This window comes from Streptomyces endocoffeicus (genome assembly GCF_016741935.1).
In the GTDB taxonomy this organism is placed as follows: Bacteria; Actinomycetota; Actinomycetes; order Streptomycetales; family Streptomycetaceae; genus Streptomyces; species Streptomyces endocoffeicus.
The window spans coordinates 239,941-257,464 of record NZ_JAERRG010000010.1 but is presented as its reverse complement, the minus strand read 5'-3'; the positions used below and the strand labels follow the sequence as shown (position 1 = coordinate 257,464).

General features: G+C 71.8%; 16 protein-coding genes. 11 read left to right on the top strand and 5 right to left on the bottom strand.

Features of this window, described 5'->3' with window-relative positions; all coding sequences use genetic code 11:
- Nucleotides 1–169 precede the first annotated feature (169 nt).
- On the bottom strand, nucleotides 170–1,279 hold the full coding sequence (locus JK364_RS25510) for an amidohydrolase family protein (RefSeq protein WP_201853578.1): 1,110 nt from the start codon (nucleotides 1,277–1,279) through the stop codon (nucleotides 170–172).
- A 340-nt stretch (nucleotides 1,280–1,619) separates the two neighbouring features.
- Here JK364_RS25510 and JK364_RS25505 point away from each other — a divergent pair, with 340 nt between their 5' ends.
- From JK364_RS25505 to thpD, 6 genes are all read left to right on the top strand, one after another.
- Nucleotides 1,620–2,297, top strand: a complete 678-nt coding sequence (locus JK364_RS25505; RefSeq protein ID WP_230992507.1) for a SigE family RNA polymerase sigma factor — start codon at nucleotides 1,620–1,622, stop codon at nucleotides 2,295–2,297.
- Entirely contained in the window at nucleotides 2,297–3,202 is a 906-nt protein-coding gene (locus JK364_RS25500) for a hypothetical protein (protein WP_230992451.1), read from the top strand. The genes JK364_RS25505 and JK364_RS25500 overlap by 1 nt, the downstream gene beginning before the upstream one ends.
- A 319-nt stretch (nucleotides 3,203–3,521) precedes the next feature.
- The gene (ectA, locus tag JK364_RS25495) at nucleotides 3,522–4,073 is read left to right on the top strand and encodes a diaminobutyrate acetyltransferase (RefSeq protein WP_201853569.1); all 552 of its coding nucleotides are present in this window, start codon (nucleotides 3,522–3,524) and stop codon (nucleotides 4,071–4,073) included.
- 72 nt (nucleotides 4,074–4,145) lie between these two features.
- The gene (ectB, locus tag JK364_RS25490) at nucleotides 4,146–5,408 is read left to right on the top strand and encodes a diaminobutyrate--2-oxoglutarate transaminase (protein WP_020872271.1); all 1,263 of its coding nucleotides are present in this window, start codon (nucleotides 4,146–4,148) and stop codon (nucleotides 5,406–5,408) included.
- A 40-nt stretch (nucleotides 5,409–5,448) separates the two neighbouring features.
- Nucleotides 5,449–5,853, top strand: a complete 405-nt coding sequence (locus JK364_RS25485) for an ectoine synthase (RefSeq protein WP_201853568.1) — start codon at nucleotides 5,449–5,451, stop codon at nucleotides 5,851–5,853.
- Nucleotides 5,854–5,857: 4 nt separating this feature from the next.
- Entirely contained in the window at nucleotides 5,858–6,745 is an 888-nt protein-coding gene (gene thpD / locus JK364_RS25480) for an ectoine hydroxylase (protein WP_201853567.1), read from the top strand.
- A gap of 125 nt (nucleotides 6,746–6,870) precedes the next feature.
- On the opposite strand, the gene JK364_RS25475 is transcribed toward thpD, so the two are convergent.
- Both JK364_RS25475 and JK364_RS25470 read right to left on the bottom strand, forming a co-directional pair.
- Nucleotides 6,871–7,917 (bottom strand): aminotransferase class V-fold PLP-dependent enzyme, encoded by a 1,047-nt coding sequence (locus JK364_RS25475; protein WP_201853566.1) that lies wholly within the window; start codon nucleotides 7,915–7,917, stop codon nucleotides 6,871–6,873.
- 201 nt (nucleotides 7,918–8,118) lie between these two features.
- Nucleotides 8,119–9,702: an aldehyde dehydrogenase (NADP(+)) gene (locus tag JK364_RS25470; RefSeq protein ID WP_201853565.1), complete on the bottom strand. Its 1,584-nt coding sequence runs from the start codon at nucleotides 9,700–9,702 to the stop codon at nucleotides 8,119–8,121.
- Between the two features lie 87 nt (nucleotides 9,703–9,789).
- On the opposite strand from JK364_RS25470, the gene JK364_RS25465 reads away from it, so the two are divergent.
- The 5 genes from JK364_RS25465 to JK364_RS25445 all read left to right on the top strand — a co-directional run bounded on the left by JK364_RS25465 (nucleotide 9,790) and on the right by JK364_RS25445 (nucleotide 14,670).
- The gene (locus JK364_RS25465; RefSeq protein WP_201853564.1) at nucleotides 9,790–10,560 is read left to right on the top strand and encodes an IclR family transcriptional regulator; all 771 of its coding nucleotides are present in this window, start codon (nucleotides 9,790–9,792) and stop codon (nucleotides 10,558–10,560) included.
- Between the two features lie 93 nt (nucleotides 10,561–10,653).
- Entirely contained in the window at nucleotides 10,654–11,688 is a 1,035-nt protein-coding gene (locus tag JK364_RS25460; protein ID WP_230992450.1) for a hypothetical protein, read from the top strand.
- Nucleotides 11,685–12,950 carry a sensor histidine kinase gene (locus JK364_RS25455; protein ID WP_201853562.1) on the top strand — a complete coding sequence of 422 codons (1,266 nt, stop codon included), beginning with the start codon at nucleotides 11,685–11,687 and terminating at the stop codon, nucleotides 12,948–12,950. The genes JK364_RS25460 and JK364_RS25455 overlap by 4 nt, the downstream gene beginning before the upstream one ends.
- A complete protein-coding gene (locus JK364_RS25450) occupies nucleotides 12,947–13,627 on the top strand; it encodes a response regulator transcription factor (protein WP_307841380.1) in 681 nt (226 codons plus the stop codon). Before JK364_RS25455 ends, JK364_RS25450 begins: the two co-directional genes overlap by 4 nt.
- A 62-nt stretch (nucleotides 13,628–13,689) precedes the next feature.
- Nucleotides 13,690–14,670 (top strand): aldo/keto reductase, encoded by a 981-nt coding sequence (locus JK364_RS25445; RefSeq protein WP_201853561.1) that lies wholly within the window; start codon nucleotides 13,690–13,692, stop codon nucleotides 14,668–14,670.
- Between the two features lie 31 nt (nucleotides 14,671–14,701).
- Here JK364_RS25445 and JK364_RS25440 read toward each other — a convergent pair whose 3' ends face one another.
- Nucleotides 14,702–16,147: an NCS2 family permease gene (locus JK364_RS25440; protein WP_201853559.1), complete on the bottom strand. Its 1,446-nt coding sequence runs from the start codon at nucleotides 16,145–16,147 to the stop codon at nucleotides 14,702–14,704.
- A gap of 94 nt (nucleotides 16,148–16,241) precedes the next feature.
- Complete coding sequence (locus JK364_RS25435) at nucleotides 16,242–17,462, bottom strand: right-handed parallel beta-helix repeat-containing protein (protein WP_201853557.1); 1,221 nt, start codon at nucleotides 17,460–17,462, stop codon at nucleotides 16,242–16,244.
- Between the last annotated feature and the right edge of the window lie 62 nt (nucleotides 17,463–17,524).

Genomic DNA, 17,524 nt, shown 5'->3' with positions numbered 1-17,524 from the left:
GCCGACGGCCTCGACCACGCCATATTTGCGCACCGACGGTAAACAGGCAGACACATGATGTCCGTTCATCCCAAAGGGTGTGGTTCGCCGCCCAGTTCGAACCACGTTCCCTTCCGGCACCCCTCGCCCCACCTGTCCCCGCCCGTATCGGCCCCGCGTACCCCGTCGGTCAGCCGACGACCCGCCCCCGCAGTACCACCCGCCGCGGAGTCGTCAGCACCCGCACATCGGCGCGCGGATCCGCGTCGTAGACGACGAGATCGGCGGAGGCACCCTCGGTCAGCCCCGGCCGTCCGAGCCAGTCCCGCGCCTTCCAGGTCGCCGCCGAGAGCGCGTCCCGCACCGGGATGCCCGCCTTCACCAGCTCGGCGACCTCCTGCCCGACCAGCCCATGGGCCAGGCCGCCGCCCGCATCGGTGCCGGTGTAGATCGGGATGCCCGCGTCGTAGGCCGCGCGCACCGTCTCGTAGCGGCGGGCGTGCAGCCGCCGCATATGGTCGGCCCAGCGCGGGAACCTCGCCTCGCCGCCCAGCGCCAGCCGGGGAAAGGTGGCGATGTTGACCAGGGTCGGCACGATCGCGACGCCCCGCTCGGCGAACAGCGGGATGGTCTCCTCGGTGAGCCCGGTGGCGTGCTCGACGCAGTCGATCCCCGCCTCGACCAGCGGGGCGAGGCTCTCCTCGGCGAAACAGTGCGCCGTGACCCGCGCGCCCAGCCGGTGCGCCTCCGCGATGGCCTCCTCGACCGCGCCGCGCGGCCAGCAGAACCCCAGGTCGCCGGTCTCCCGGTCGATCCAGTCGCCGACCAGCTTGACCCAGCCGTCGCCGCGCCGCGCCTCCGCGGCCACATAGGCGACCAGGTCCTCGGGCTCGATCTCATGCGCGTAGTTGCGGATGTAGCGCTTGGTGCGGGCGATATGGCGGCCGGCCCGGATGATGCGGGGCAGGTCCTCGCGGTCGTCGATCCAGCGGGTGTCGGCCGGCGATCCGGCGTCCCGCAGCAGCAGCGCCCCGGCGTCCCGGTCGGTCAGCGCCTGTTTCTCGCTCGTCGAGTCGTCCACCGCCCCATGGGCGTCGAGTCCGACATGGCAGTGGGCGTCGACGAGGCCGGGCAGCACCCAGCCCTCGATCAGCCTGATGTCCCTGGCCCCGGACGGCCGCTCGAAGGTGATCCTGCCGTCGACCACCCACAGCTCGTCCGGTACGTCCCCGGCAGCGTCGCCGGTGTCCGGTCCGACCAGGACCCGGCCCTTGATGTGGAGCACCGCGCTATCCCTCATGCAACGCACTGTACGAGACCGGGGCAGGGCGTTGACCGGCCAATTCCCATCAGCGCGAACGGCGCCACTCGAACAACACGCAGAGCGCTGCTACGCTCACGCAACCCACCGGACGAGCCGCAGTGAGGAGGTCCTCGTGAGCGCTCCCGCCGATGACGCGGCCGCCTCGGGCACCGCGCGAGCCGTACGGATGGACGCGGCGCGCATGACGGACCCGGCACGGGATCCGGGGGACCCGGGGGACCCGGGGGACGTCTCCCCGCGGGCTCCCGACGCACCGGAGGGCCCCGACGGCTTACCGGCCGACGCCTTGTCCGCTGACGCCTCACCGGCCGGCGTTATGTCCTCCGACGCCCTACCGGCCGACCCACAGGCCGAGTTCCGGGATTTCTTCGAGCGGCACCACGCCGAGCTGGCCCGCCTCGCCCATCTGCTGCTCGGCAGCTCCGACGGGGCGGATGACCTCGCGGCCGACGCGCTGGTGGCGGTCTGGCACCAGTGGGACCGGGTGCGGGCCGCCGACCACCCGGCCGCCTACGCCCGGGGTGTGGTCGCCAACCTGGCCCGTTCCCGGATCCGCAGCCTGGTGCGCGAGCGGCGCCGCGTGGCGCTCTTCTCCTCGCAGCGCCCCGACCGCGTGGACGACCCGGATGTGTCCGCCGTGGTGGATGTGCAAGCCGCCCTGGTACGGCTGCCGTTCCGCAAGCGCGCGTGTGTGGTGCTGCGCCACGCCTTTGACCTCTCCGAGCGGGAGACGGCCCGTACGCTGGGCATTTCGGTGGGCACGGTCAAGAGCCAGACCTCACGCGGCATCGCCGAGCTGGAGCGGCTGCTCGGCCCTCCGGACGGCGAGGACGAGGAGGATCTGTCCGCGGCGGCCGAGGCAGAACGGACAGGACGGACGGTACGAACGCTCCGCACCGGAAACGCGGGCCACACAGGCCACACGAGCCACACAGGACCTGCCCGCCACTCCGGTCACATGGGCCACGCCGGGCACGCAGGAGGGGGCAGTTGATGATCGAGCATCGCGAGCGCCCCGAGAGCCACGGCCGCTCCGAGGGCCGCGGCCGCCCCGAGGGCCACGGCCACTCCGAAGGCCGCGGCCGCCCCGAGGGCCGTGATGTCGTCGCCGAGCTGCGTACGGCCGCCGCCTCCCATGAACCGGACCGGATCCGGATGCTGGCCAGGGTCACGGCGGGCATGGCGGCCGACGACCGGCGCCGCGCCCCGCGGACGAGCCCGCGCTGGACCCGGGTGGTGAGCCCGGTCGCCGGGCTGGCCGCCGCGGTGGCCGCGACGGGGATCGCGGTGGTGGCCACGGACGGTGCCGAGCGACCGCAGACGGTGCGCACCTCGAGCGAGCCCGCCGCGCCCCCGGCGGGCGCGGGCGCCAGCGCGGGCAGCGCGAGCGCGGACGCGGACCGGCGGCCCGGGGACGAGCCGGACGCCGGGTCGCAGAGCGATGCTGAGCGGCACACTCCGAGCGCCTATCCCACCGCGGCCGGTCCAAACCACCTCGCCGAACCGACCGTGCGGTCCAAGGGCGCCATCAACACCCATTCCAATCCGTACTGGGCGCAGAGCGACATCACGCTCACCACCGGCAGGCCGCTGACCTCGCTGACGGTGGAGCTGCGAGTGGCGGACACCGGGGGTGTGCGCTCCACCGGGTCCTGGAGCTCGCTGCCGACCGGCGATGTGACCACCGCCACCCATGTCGAGGACGGCGTGCTGGTCTACCGCTGGACGCTCCGGAAGGGCGCGACCGTGCCCGCGGGCCGGTATGTCCTCGCGGGGCAGTACAACCACGCCGAGGGCGACCGGGACACCGGCCGGGACGCGTACGCGGCCTCGGGCAACGGCGCCTCCGGGGCCTTCGCGGTGCGGGGCGACTTCCCTCAGTTCACCGTGGGAGATTGAATTCATGGCAGCTTGGCCAGAAATTCCCCGCGTTTTTCCGCTACTGCTTCCACATTCGTCTGCCCGCTTTTGTGATTCCTAAACGCAAAATTTTTCACGGGATCCTGCCACCAAAATTCAAGCCGGTCACCAGCCAGTTACGCACATGTGACAGACTCCACACGCGATCCGCTATGACCCAGTAACTCCCCCACAAATCAAGGCCTTTCGGCCAACGGCCGCGCGCGCACACGCTCCCGCGTGATAACACAGCGACCCCCCTCCACGTAACCCCCCACCGCGATGCATTTTCTGATTCTGCTAGGTAAATTGAATTTGCATGACCGCCGCACAAGCAGACCTAGTCCGTAGCGAATTGGATTTGCCGGAGGGCCTGTCTCTCGACACCCCGCGCGTCGAGGACGGAGCCGCGATCTGGCGAATCGCCCGCGACTCCAAAACCCTGGACCTCAACTCCTCCTACAGCTACCTCCTGTGGTGCCGCGACTTCGCCGCCACATCCGTAGTGGCGCGCGACGCCGACGGCGGACCGGTCGGCTTCATCACCGGCTACGTCCGCCCGGAGCGCCCCGAGACCCTGGTCGTCTGGCAGGTCGCCGTCGACCACGCCTGGCGTGGCCGCGGACTGGCCGCCACCCTGCTGGACGGGCTGGTCGAGCGGGTCGCCGCGGCGGGCGTCCGCGGCATCGAGACGACGATCACCCCGGACAACACCGCCTCGAAGCGGCTGTTCACCTCGTTCGCGGAACGGCACGAAGCCCCGCTCGAGAGTGAGGTCCTCTTCCACGGCGGTCTGTTCCCCGACGGTGCGCACGAGCCCGAGGTGCTCTACCGCATCGGTCCGTTCGGCCCGCGCGCCGACCGGACCTGACCCCGACCTCGCCTCACCCCGATCTCTCACCCCCTCCTCACCCCCCTCACACCCCTCTCCCAGGAGAACGCTGTGACCATCACCCCGCCCGCCCTGAGCGTCTTCGAGGCCCTGGAGTCGGAGGTGCGCAGCTACTGCCGCGGTTGGCCTGCTGTCTTCGACCGCGCGCAGGGCAGCCACATGTACGACGAGGACGGCCACACCTACCTCGACTTCTTCGCCGGGGCCGGATCGCTCAACTACGGCCACAACAACCCGGTGCTGAAACGGGCGCTGATCGACTACATCGAGCGTGACGGCGTCACCCACGGCCTGGACATGTCCACCACGGCCAAGCGCGCGTTCCTCGAGTCGTTCCAGAACAACATCCTGCGGCCGCGCGACCTGCCCTACAAGGTCATGTTCCCGGGCCCGACCGGCACCAACGCCGTCGAGGCCGCGCTCAAACTGGCCCGTAAGGTCAAGGGCCGCGAGTCGATCGTCTCCTTCACCAACGCCTTCCACGGCATGTCGCTGGGCTCGCTGGCCGTGACCGGCAACGCCTTCAAGCGCGCCGGTGCGGGCATCCCGCTGGTCCACGGCACCCCGATGCCGTTCGACAACTACTTCGACGGCACGGTCGAGGACTTCCTGTGGTTCGAGCGGCTGCTGGAGGACCAGGGCTCCGGGCTCAACAAGCCCGCCGCCGTGATCGTCGAGACCGTGCAGGGCGAGGGCGGCATCAACGTGGCCCGGCCCGAGTGGCTGCGCGCCCTGGCCGAGCTGTGCGAGCGCCAGGACATGCTGCTGATCGTCGACGACATCCAGATGGGCTGCGGCCGTACCGGCGCCTTCTTCTCCTTCGAGGAGGCGGGCATCACCCCGGACATCGTGACCGTCTCCAAGTCCATCAGCGGCTACGGCATGCCGATGTCGCTCGCCCTGTTCAAGCCCGAGCTGGACATCTGGGAGCCCGGCGAGCACAACGGCACGTTCCGCGGCAACAACCCCGCGTTCGTCACCGCCGCCGCCACCCTGGACACCTACTGGGCGGACGGCCAGATGGAGAAGCAGACCCTCGCCCGCGGCGAGCAGGTCGAGCAGGCCCTGCGCGCCCTCTGCGAGGAGCAGTCCGGCACCCACTTCCGCGGCCGTGGCCTGGTGTGGGGCATCGAGTTCGAGGACAAGCCGCGCGCCTCGGCCGTCTGCAAGCGCGCCTTCGAACTCGGCCTGCTGGTCGAGACCTCCGGCCCCGAGAGCGAGGTCGTCAAGCTGCTGCCCGCGCTGACGATCTCCCCCGAAGACCTGGACGAGGGGCTGCGGACCCTCGCCCGCGCGGTCCGCGAGACCGCATAACCCTCCCGCACCGCAGAGAAGAGAAAGGCAAGTACTCACCGTGATCGTCCGATCCTTCAAGGACATCGAGGACACCGAGAGGCACGTCAAGTCCAAGTCCGGCACCTGGGAGAGCAAGCGCATCGTGCTCGCCCGGGAGGGCGTCGGCTTCTCGCTCCACGAGACCATCCTCTACGCGGGCACCGAGACCTCGATGTGGTACGCCAACCACATCGAGGCGGTGCTGTGCGTCGAGGGTGAGGCCGAGCTGACCAACGACGAGACCGGTGAGAAACACTGGATCACGCCCGGCACCATGTACTTGCTGAACGGGCACGAGAAGCACACAATGCGCCCCAAGACGGACTTCCGGTGCGTTTGTGTCTTCAACCCGCCGATCACCGGACGGGAGGACCATGATGAGAACGGCGTATACCCGCTGATTACTGAGACCGAGGAGGCATGATCCGATGACCACGGTCACTGACCTGTACCCGACCCGTGGGGCCATGGAGGTGGCCACACCACGCGTGGACCCGGTGGTGTGGTCCGAGCCCGGGGCTCCGGGGCCGCTGCAACCGTCCGAGCTGAGCGATTTCGATCGCGACGGCTTCCTGGCGATCGACCAGCTGATCACTCCGGATGAGGTCGCGGTGTACCGCGCCGAACTGGACCGGCTGGTCACCGACCCGGACGTGCGCGCCGACGAACGCTCGATCATCGAGCCGAAGTCCAGGGACGTACGGTCGGTGTTCGAGGTGCATCGGATCAGCGAGGTCTTCGCGAACCTGGTGCGCGACCCACGAGTGGTGGGTCGCGCACGGCAGATCCTGGGCTCGGACGTCTATGTCCACCAGAGCCGGATCAACGTCAAGCCGGGTTTCGGGGCCTCGGGCTTCTACTGGCACTCGGACTTCGAGACATGGCATGCCGAGGACGGCCTGCCGAACATGCGGACGGTGTCGGTCTCGGTCGCCCTGACCGAGAACTTCGACACCAACGGCGGCCTGATGATCATGCCGGGCTCGCACCGCACCTTCCTCGGCTGTGAGGGAGCCACGCCGAAGGACAACTACAAGCGGTCGCTGCAGATGCAGGACGCCGGCATCCCGTCGGACGAGGCCCTCACCGGTTTCGCCGACAAGCACGGCATCAAGCTGTTCACCGGCCTGGCCGGGTCGGCGACGTGGTTCGACTGCAACTGCATGCACGGGTCCGGCGACAACATCACGCCGTACTCCCGCAGCAATGTGTTCATCGTGTTCAACAGCGTGGAGAACACGGCGGTGAAGCCGTTCTCCGCGCCGGTCCCCCGGCCGGAGTTCATCGGCGCGAGGGACTTCACGCCCGTACGGTGATGACCGCCGTGCGATGACGTGACGTCCGTGCGTGATCTGAGGGAAGCCGGAGTGTCCCGGCTTCCCTCAGATCTTCCGTGCCGCGAAGATCTTCTGTGCCGCGGATCCCCCGTACCGGGGCCCGCTCAGCCGGACAGCAGCTCCAGCAGCCGGTCCACATCGGCCGCGGTGTTGTACAGGTGGAAGGAGGCGCGGAGGTTGCCGGCCCGCGCCGAGACATGCACCTCCGCCTCCGCCAGCCGGGACGCGGCGCCGCCCAGGCCCGGTACGGAGACGATGGCCGAGCCGGGGGCGGCCACGGGCCGGTGGCCGAGCGCGACGGCCCCGTCCCGGAAGCGGTCGGCGAGCGCGCGGTCATGCGCGGCGATGGCCTCGGTGCCCAGCTCCTCGATCAGCCCGAGGGAGTGCCGGGCCGCGACGTACGCGTACACGCTCGGGCTCTCGTCGAAGCGCCGTGCGGAGTGGGCGAGTTCCTCCACCGGGCCGTAGCAGCTGTCCCAGGGCTTCTCGCCCGCGACCCAGCCCGCGAAGACGGGGGTGAGTTCGCCGAGGTCCTCGGGCACGGTCAGGAACGCGGCCCCGCGCGGGCACATCAGCCACTTGTAGGCCACGCAGACCGTGTAGTCGGCCTCGGCGGCGTTCGCCGGGAACCAGCCCGCCGCCTGGCTGAGGTCCACCAGCGTGCGGACCCCGTGGGTCCGGGCGGCCTCCCGGATGGCGTCGAGGTCGGCGATCCGCCCGTCCGCCGACTGGACCGCGCTCACGGCCACCAGCGCCGTACCGGGCCGCACCGCCTCGGCGATCTCCTCCAGCGGCACGCTGCGCAGCTTGAGGTCGCCGCGGACGGCGAAGGGGTTGACCAGGGAACTGAAGTCGCCGTCGGCCACCAGGACTTCGGCCCCGGGCGGCAGCGAGGTCGCGATCATCCCCGCGTACACGGCGACCGAGCTGCCGGCCGCGACGCGCCGGGGCGGTACGCCGACGAGCCGGGCGTAGGCGGCGCGGCTCGCCTCGACCGCCTCGAAGGACACGTCGATGATGGGCTGTCCGGCGGCCGAGCCGTCGAGGACCGCCTTCACGGCGGCTACGGAGCGTGCGGGGATCAGACCGCTGGACGCGGTGGTGAGATACGTCGTATGTGGCGCGAATTCGGCGCCCGCCAGGCTCTCCATGTCCATCAACTATGGGACGGGCGCACCCCCGCGTCCATCGCGTTTCCGTGTCGGATGCCTTCAAGCGATCCTTATACATACCCGCTGACCAGCGGCGATTCCGATGGCATGGGCAGCGCCCGGGTGGACACCGACGCGAATCGGCCGCCGGACGCGCGGGTCAGATCCGCGGGTCCGGCGGCCGAGTCGCGGTTCCGGGGGTCAGCCGCGCTGCTCCCGGACGCCGTTGATCCGCCGCGGCAGCTCCAGCGGGTTCTCGTCGCGCAGCTCCGGCGGCAGCAGGGCGGCCGGGGTGTCCTGGTACGCGACCGGCCGCAGCCAGCGCTCGACGGCGGTGCCGCCGACCGAGGTGGAGGTGGAGGTGGTGGCCGGGTAGGGGCCGCCGTGGTGCTGGGCCGGGGCGACCGCGACACCGGTCGGCCAGCCGTTGACCAGCACCCGGCCGGCCAGCGGGGTGAGCTCGGCGATCAGCTCACCGGCCCGGCCCTCGACGCCCTCGCCCTCGGCGGCGGAGAGGTGGACGGTGGCGGTGAGGTTGCCCGGGAGCCGCCCGAGCACCGCGCTGATCTCGTCGTCGCTCTCGTAGCGCGCCACGACGGTCACCGGGCCGAAGCACTCCTCCAGCAGCACATCGTGCGGGCCGCCCTCGGTGAGCCGCCGCGCCGGGACCGTCAGGAAGCCCGCGCTCACCGTGTGCTCACCGCCGGAGCCGGGGGTGACCGGGGCCTCCACGTCCGCCAGCTCGGCGCGCTCCTTGATCCCGGCGACGAAGTTGTCCCGCATCCGGTGGTCGAGCAGAACTCCGGCGTCGGTGTTGCTGACCGCGTCGGTCAGGGACTTCAGCAGGCCGTCGCCCGCCGGTCCGGCCGGGGCCAGTACGAAGCCGGGCTTGGTGCAGAACTGGCCGACGCCCAGCGTCATGGAGCCCGCGAGCCCCGCGCCGATCTGGTCGCCGCGCTCGCTTGCCGCGGCCTCGGTGACCACGACCGGGTTGAGGCTGCCCAGTTCCCCGTGGAAGGGGATCGGCACCGGCCGGGAGGCCGCCGCGTCGTGCAGGGCGCGGCCGCCGCGGACCGAGCCGGTGAACCCGGCGCCGGCGATCAGCGGATGCTTGACCAGCTCAAGACCGGCGTCGAAGCCGTGCACCACCGCGATCACATCGGCGGGCACCCCGACCCGCTCGGCGGCGCGGCGCAGCGCGGAGGCGGCCACCTCGGAGGTGGCGGGGTGGTCGGGGTGGGCCTTGACGATCACCGGGCAGCCCGCGGCGAGCGCGCTCGCGGTGTCCCCGCCGGGCACGGAGAAGGCGAGCGGGAAGTTGCTGGCGGCGTAGACGGCGACGACGCCGAGCGGCAGCTTGTAGCGGCGCAGATCGGGCCAGGGCGGGGTCTGGGTGGCGTCGGCGTGGTCGATGCGGACGTCGAGGAAGGCGCCCTCGTCCACGATGGTCGCGAACGACCGCAGCTGGTAGGTGGTGCGGGCGAGTTCGCCGGTGAGCCGGGCCGGGCCGAGGGCGGTCTCCGCGTCGGCGGCCTCGACCAGCTGGTCGCGGGCCTCGTCGAGCAGATCGGCGGCGGTGCGCAGCAGGGCGGCGCGCACCTCGCGGTCGGCCAGGGAGCCGCGGGCGGCGTGGGCCGCGTGCACCACGCGGTCGACCTCCTCCGCCGTGGCTTCGACCGCTACCTGCTCGCGCTGCTTTCCGGTTCGGGGGTCGACGCTCCACACTGGTGCTGACACCGCGGATTCCTCCTGCTGTGGTGTTACCGCTGCTTGCGTCACACACATCGACGGTGTTCGATATGCTGAACGCTGTCCCGGGTGATGAATTTCCCCTCGGGACTCTATGGCTGGTCGAACAGAGGGGTCAAGGCGATGTCAGCTGCCGAGACAGGCGGGGCCCAGGTCAAATCGGCAGTCCGCACGGTCGAACTGCTGGAGTTCTTCGCCGGGCGGCCCGGGATGCACAGCCTCGCCGCGGTCCAGGAGGCCGTGGGCTATCCCAAGTCGAGTCTCTACATGCTGCTGCGCACCCTGGTGGAGCTCGGCTGGGTGGAGACGGACGCCACCGGCACCCGCTACGGGATCGGGGTGCGCGCCCTCCTCGTCGGCACCTCCTACATCGACGGCGACGAGGTCGTGGCCGCCGCCCGCCCCACCCTGGACCGGCTCTCGGACGACACCACCGAGACCATCCACCTCGCCCGGCTCGACGGCACCAATGTCGTCTACCTCGCCACCCGGCAGTCGCAGCACTATCTGCGCCCCTTCACCCGTGTCGGCCGCCGGCTGCCCGCCCACTCCACCTCGCTGGGCAAGGCGCTGCTGGCGACGTACTCCGACGAGCAGGTGCGCAAGCTGCTGCCGGAGACACTCGGCCAGCTGACCGAGCACACCATCACCGACCGCGAGAAGCTGATCGAGGAGCTGCACCTCATCCGGGAGCAGGGGTACGCGGTGGACCGCGAGGAGAACACCCTGGGCCTGCGCTGCTTCGGCATCGCCATCCCGTACCGCACCCCCTCGCGCGACGCCATCAGCTGCTCGGTGCCGGTGGCCCGGCTCACCCCCGCCCATGAGCAGATGATCAAGGACGCCCTGTTCGACGCCCGGGACCGGCTCACCCTCGCGACGCGCCGCCTCTGACCCACGGGAGGACGGTCCCCTCCACCGCGCGGCGGAGGGGGATCGTCGGGCGGGGTGACGCGCCCCCGCCACCGCGCCGGGAGGCTGGTGGCCATGACCCAGACCCTCCCCGGCGCGCGCTCCGCCCCCGCCCGCGTCCCCGGTGACTCCACCGCGCGGATCCTGCGGGCCGTCGCGATCCTCGCCTGTCTCCCCTACATCGGCCTCAAGGTCGCCTGGGTGGCGGGCAGTCATATCGGCATCCCCGAGGGCAGCGAGCTGCGCGACCCGAGCAGGCAGACGCTGATGGCCGTGGTCAACGGGGTGTCGGTGCTCATGGACGCCGCCGTGGTCGTCCTCGCCCTGCTGCTCACCCGCCCCTGGGGGCTGCGGGCACCGGCCTGGCTGACGGCCCTGCCCGCATGGGCGGCCTGCGGTCTGCTCGCGCCCATCATGGCCGGATTCCCGGCCCAGTTGGCGGCCAGGGCGCTGGGCCTCGACGGCGGGGACGGGGGCGGGTCGTCCGGATCGGGCGGGACGTTCCTCGCCGAGTGGGTCTTCGGGATGGTCTACGGGGGGTTCATCGTGCAGGGGCTGGCCCTGGGCGGCCTGTTCGTGCGGTACGCGCGCCGCCGCTGGGGCCATCTGTGGCGCGGCCGGATCGCCGATCTGCCCGCCCAGGGCCCGGACCGTGCCCTCCGGCGCCCGGTCGCCGTCGTCATCGCCCTGCTCGCCGCGGTGCCCGCCGCCGTCCATCTGCTGTGGGCCGCCGGTTCGGACACCGGGCTGAGCCAGGAGCGGGCCCGGGACCGCGGCGGCGACTTCGCCGTCCTGGAGGGCGTGTACGTCCTCTTCGCGCTGGTCACCGTCGTCGGCGTGCTCATGGTCGCCTTCCGCGCCGGGCGCCCGGTGCGCCTCGCCCTGCCGCTGGGCCTGGCCTGGGTCGGCTCGGCGGCGCTGGCCTGCTGGGGCGGCTGGCTCCTGATGACCGGGCTGACCGCCCGGAGCGCCGCCAAGGAGCCGACCGCGCTGATGAATCTGACCTACGCTGTGCAGATGACCGTCGGATTGCTCGTCCTCACGGCCGGCGGGCGCTTCTTCCGCGAGCGCGGCTCCGCCGGTCGCGCGGCGGAACGCCCCACCCGGTGACCGGGGCGTGGTGGCGGCGGGCGGTCCGGGCGGTGGTCGGCCGCCGGGCCCAGCTGCGCTGGGTCCATCTGGTGCTCGGCGGTGCCCTGCTGATGCCGTACTACCTGCTGACCGCCGTGGTCTTCGCGATGCTGGTCCGGGGCGCCGATCCCTTCACCTCGCTGCGCTGGCAGCTGGTCACCTTCGCCTCGGCCCTGCCGCTGGCCGCGCCGACCGCGCTGCTGCCGCTCGTACGCCCTCTGGAGGCCACCGCCGCGCGCTCGCTGTGCGGGCTGCCGGAGTCCGCCGAGCTCGCGGCCGGGCCCGCCGGGTCGTGGGACGCACGCGCCCGCACCTCGCTCTGGTACGGGCTGCACCTGGCCATCGGCGGGCTGGTCAGCGGGCTCATCCTGGCCCTGCTGCCCGCCTCGGCGCTGCTGGTCGCGCTCCCGTTCACCGACGACTCGTACGCCGACGGGCTGAGCTGGCCGCACGCCTTCGCCTCGGCTCCCGCCGCGCTGGCGCCCCTGGCCGGGGTGGCGCTGCTGGCCCTGCTCATGGGGACCGCCGCGGCCGCCGGGGCGCTGCTGGCCCGCTGTGCGCCCGCGCTGCTCGGCCCGGCCCCCGCCGAACGGCTCGCCGCCGCCGAACGGCGGGCCGCCCGGCTGGCCTCCCGCAACCGGCTCGCCCGCGAGCTGCACGACTCGGTCGGCCATGCGCTGAGCGCGGTGACCCTCCAGGCGAGCGCGGCCCGTAAGGTCCTCGACTCCGATCCGGACTTCGCCCGGGAGGCGCTGGCGGCCATCGAGGAGACCACCCGGGACGCGGTCGGCGAACTCGACAGCGTGCTGGGCCTGTTACGGGAAGGGGAGGCCGCCCCGGCCCCCGCCCCCTCCCCCACCCTCATGGACCTGGACGGGCTGCTCGCCCGCACCCGGGCCGCGGGCGTCGCCGTCGAGCTGACGGCCCCGGGCACGCTGGACCGGCTGCCGTCCGTGGTCTCCCGCGAGGCGTACCGCATCGTCCAGGAGGGGCTCAGCAACGCGCTGCGCCACGCGGGCCGGGTGCCGGTGCGGCTCCGGATCGCCGAGGACCGGAAGAAGGTGGAGATCACGATGGAGAACCCGGTGGACGGAACGACCCGGGCACGGACCGCCGGCGGCGGCCGCGGGCTGCGCGGCATCGCCGAGCGGGTCACCCTGCTGCGCGGCACCTGCGCCTGGGACACCGTGGACGGCGTCTGGCGGCTGACGGTCCGGCTCCCGGTGGAGGCGTCCCGGTGAGCACCCCGCCGTCCCCCTTGCGCATCGTGCTCGTCGACGACGAGCGGATGGTGCGCACCGCGCTGCGCGCGATCCTCTCCAGCGAACCGGACCTGGAGGTCGTGGGCGAGGCCGGAAGCGGCGCCGAGGCCGTGCCGATCGTCCGTGAACTGCGCCCGGACGTGGTGCTGATGGACGTCCGGATGCCCGAGGTGGACGGCATCCGCGCCACCGAGCGGATCCTGGGCACCGTACCGGACCCGCCGCGCGTCATCGTGGTGACGACGTTCGAGAACGACAGCTATGTGTACGACGCGCTGCGCGCCGGGGCCAGCGGCTTCCTGCTCAAGCGGGCCCGTGCGGAGGAGCTGGTGCAGGCGGTGCGGGTGGTGGCGCGCAGCGATTCGCTGCTGTTCCCGGCCGCGGTGCGGGCGCTGGCCGCCGAGCACGCCGCCGCCCGCGGCCCGGACCGCGAGGCGATGGCGCGGGCGCTGCGCGAGCGGCTCTCCGAGCGGGAGGCCGTGGTGCTGCGGCTGATGACCGACGGCCTGTCCAACTCCGAGATCGCGGCCCGGATGGCGGTGGGACCGGCCACCGTCAAGACGCATGTGGGGGCGGTGCTCACCAAGCTGGGCGTCCGGGACCGCACCCAGGCGGTGATCGCCGCGTACGAAAGCGGTTTCGTCACACCGGGCTGACATCCGGCGGCCGGGGTGGTCTGCTGTGACGGGTCGGGCGGACGAGCAGGAGGAGCAGACGCATGGAGTACGTACGGCTGGGCGCGTCGGGCGTCAAGGTGTCGCGGATCTGCCTGGGCATGATGAGCTACGGCAACCCCGAGCACCGGCCCTGGCAGCTGGACATCGACGACGCGCGGCCGATCGTGCGGCGCGCGGCCGAGGAGGGGGTGACCTTCTTCGACACCGCCGACATGTACTCGGTGGGCCGCAGCGAGGAGATCACCGGTGAGCTGCTGCGGGAGCTCTTCCCCAGCCGCGACGACTACGTCCTGGCCACGAAGGTCTACAACCCGATGGGCGAGGGCCCCAACGACCGCGGGCTCTCCCGCAAGCACATCATGGCGGGCATCGACGCCTCGCTGCGGCGGCTGGGCACCGACCATGTGGATCTCTACCAGATCCACCGCTTCGACCACGAGACGCCGCTCGAGGAGACGATGGAGGCGCTGCACGATGTGGTACGGGCCGGAAAGGCCCGGTACATCGGCGCGTCCTCCATGTACGCCTGGCAGTTCGCCAAGGCCCAGCACATCGCCGAGGCGCACGGCTGGACCCGGTTCGTCTCGATGCAGAACCACTACAACCTGCTCTACCGCGAGGAGGAGCGGGAGATGAACCCGCTCTGCCTGGACCAGGGTGTGGGCGTCATCCCGTGGAGCCCGCTGGCGCGCGGGCTGCTGGCGGGCACCCGCGACCGGGACCGCACCGGGCAGACCGTCCGGGCGGGCAACGATCCGCTGGTGGAGAGGTGGTACGCGGACGCGGACTTCTCCATCGTGGACGCCACCCGCGCGATCGCCGAGGAGCGCGGGGTGTCCCCGGCGCAGGTCGCGCTGGGGTGGCTGCTCAGCAGGCCCGCGGTCACCGCGCCGATCGTCGGCGCCACCAAGACCCGCCACCTCGAGGACGCGGTCGCGGCGGTCGGGCTGACGCTCGACGAGAAGGAGGTGGCCCGCCTGGAGGCCCCTTACCGCCCGCGCCCCATCATGGGCCACAGCTGACGGGGCGGGGCGGCTCCGGCGCTGAGGCGGCTCAGGTGAGCAGCTGCTCCAGGGGGTCGATCGCGAAGTAGACCACGAACAGCGCGGCCGTCCCCCACAGCAGCCAGTGCACCTCCCGCGCCTTGCCCAGCACCGTCTTGATCACCACATACGAGATGAACCCGGCGCCGATCCCGTTGGAGATGGAGTAGCTGAACGGCATCAGCGCGATGGTGAGGAACGCCGGGACGGCGATGTCGATCCGCTCCCAGTCGATGGACCGCACCTGGCTCATCAGCAGGAAGCCGACCGCGACCAGCGCCGGGGCGGCGGCCTGGGCGGGCACCACGGTGGCCAGCGGGGTCAGGAAGAGCGCGAGCCCGAACAGCGCTCCGGTGACCACGCTGGCGAACCCGGTGCGCGCGCCCTCGCCGACCCCGGCCGCGGACTCGATGTAGCTGGTGTTGGACGAGGCGGACGCGGCGCCGCCGAGTGCGGCCGCCGCGCCGTCGATGAGCAGCACCCGCCCCAGCCCCGGCACCCTGCCCTCGGCGTCCAGCAGCCCGGCCTCGTTGCTCACCCCGACGACCGTGCCCATGGTGTCGAAGAAGTCGGACAGGATGAGGGTGAAGATCAGCAGGACGATGGTGACCACACCGACCTGCTGGAACGCCCCGAAGAGGCTGAAGGAGCCGAGCAGCCCGAAGTCCGGGGTGTCGACGACGCTGTCGGGGAGGGTGGGCACGGTCAGCCCCCATGCCTCCGGCCGGATGTCGGCGATCTCGTTGATGACGATCGCGAGCACGGTCGAGACGACGATGCTGATCAGAAGCGCGCCCTTGGCCTTGCGCGCCATCAGCGCGATGGTCAGCAGCACCCCTACGCAGAAGACCACCACCGGCCAGCCGGTGAGCCGCCCGTCCGAGCCGAGTTGCACGGGTGTGGAGCCGGTGGGGCCGGGGATGCGGGAGACGAACCCGGCGTCGATGAAGCCGATGAAGGCGATGAACAGCCCGATCCCCACGCTGATGGCCTGCTTCAGCGGCTGTGGGATGGCGTGCATCACCGCCTCGCGCAGCCCGGTCATCACCAGCGCGCAGATGATCAGGCCCTCCAGGACCACCAGACCCATGGCGTCGGCCCAGCTCATCTGCGGGGCGATCTGGAAGGCGACGACCGCGTTGAGCCCGAGGCCCGCGGCGAGGGCGAGCGGCAGATTGCCGCCGATGCCCATGAGGACGGTCATCACGGCGGCCACCAGCGCGGTGGCGGTGGCGAGTTGGGTGCCGGAGAGCTGCTCGCCGAACTTGTCCTTCGCCCCGCCCAGGATGATCGGGTTCAGGACGAGGATGTACGCCATCGTGAAGAAGGTGGCGAACCCGCCCCGGACCTCCCGGCCGAGGGTGGAGCCCCGCTCCGATATCCGGAAGTAGCGGTCGAGCAGAGGGAATCCAAGCCCTGGTGGGACCGGGGCCTTGTCCGTGATCTGTCTCGCCATGGTCACGCTCCTCGGGGGACGGCGGGCGGGTCGGCGGCGTGCCGGATCAGGGGATTGTGCCCGCCAGGAGCGCGATTCAGGTTTTCCCGGGGTTTCAGTTCATCGGCGAACCGATCTCGGTGCGGTCCATGACCACGAGGAAGCCGGTGAGCGGCAGCGAGCCGTTCGGCCGCCGGGGTCCGAAGGCCGTGGTGGGTTCGGTGGTGACCAGTGGCGGGGTGGCCCGGCCGCCCGGCGCCCAGTTGTTGTCCCGCGAGACGGCGAGGAGGCCGGTGTCGGCGCTGCCGCGGCCGTTGGAGAGCGCGAGGTTGCGGGTCAGCTGGGCGCGGGAACCGGCGACGGCGTAGCCCTTGCCCCAGTTGTCGAAGGAGGTGGTGCGCTGGAGCCGGAGGGCCCCGGTGTTGCCGCCCGCGTCGAAGCCGCTCTTGGTGTTGGCCCAGGCGGCGGAGGACCGTACGACATGGGCGGGCGAGGGGGCGTCCCGGCGGTCGGCGCCGAGCTGGAAGCCGCTGCCGTCGCCCTTGAAGTAGGGGATGTGCCAGCGGTTCCGGCCGTTTCCGAAGGCCCAGGAGTGCTCGATGGTGACGGGGCTGGCCCACATCCACAGGTCGACGCCGTCGTCGCTGTTGTGGAACAGCCGGGATCCGGTGACCACGTTGCCGGTGCCGGAGCCGTGGGTGATGGCTATGCCGTCGGCCCGCTGGCCGCCGCTGGCGTCGTCGTGGTTGGCGTAGGAGTCCAGGTTCCGGATGAGGTTGCCGTTGGTGTCGTCGCCGCGGAGGGTGAGTCCGGTGTCGCCGTTGCCGTGGGTGCTGAGGTCCTGGAAGACGTTGCGCGCGCAGGAGGTGCAGACCAGGCCGCCGCCCGGGGCGTTGCGCAGTTCGATCCCCGAGACCGTCCAGTAGTCGGCGGTGAGGGAGACCAGGGAGGAGCCCCGGCCCAGCCGGGAGCCGTCGAGCCGGACCTTCTCCGCCCGGTACGAGCGCAGTTGGACCCGCTCGCGGGGGGTGCCGCTGATGGAGCTGCGCAGGGTCCTGGAGGGGTAGTACGTGCCGCCGCGGACCTCGATGGTGGTGCCGGCCTTGGCGGTGGAGAACGCCTTCTCCAGGCTTCGGTAGGGGGACTTGAGGGTGCCGGTGTTGCCGTCGCTGCCGTTGGTGGCCACATACAGGGTGGTGGGCACGGCGCTCGCGCCCTCCGGCGAAGCCGTCAGATACACCCCGGCCACGGCCGACGCCACGATCACGGCGCTGCCCAACGGCAGCGTGCGATCCTTGCGCCGGCGGTGACGGCCCCGTTTGCGTCTCAACCCCATGGCAACTCCTGTTCCGCGTCGAGAGAACGGGCCGGAGGATCCGGGCCGGCCCGCTCCATGTC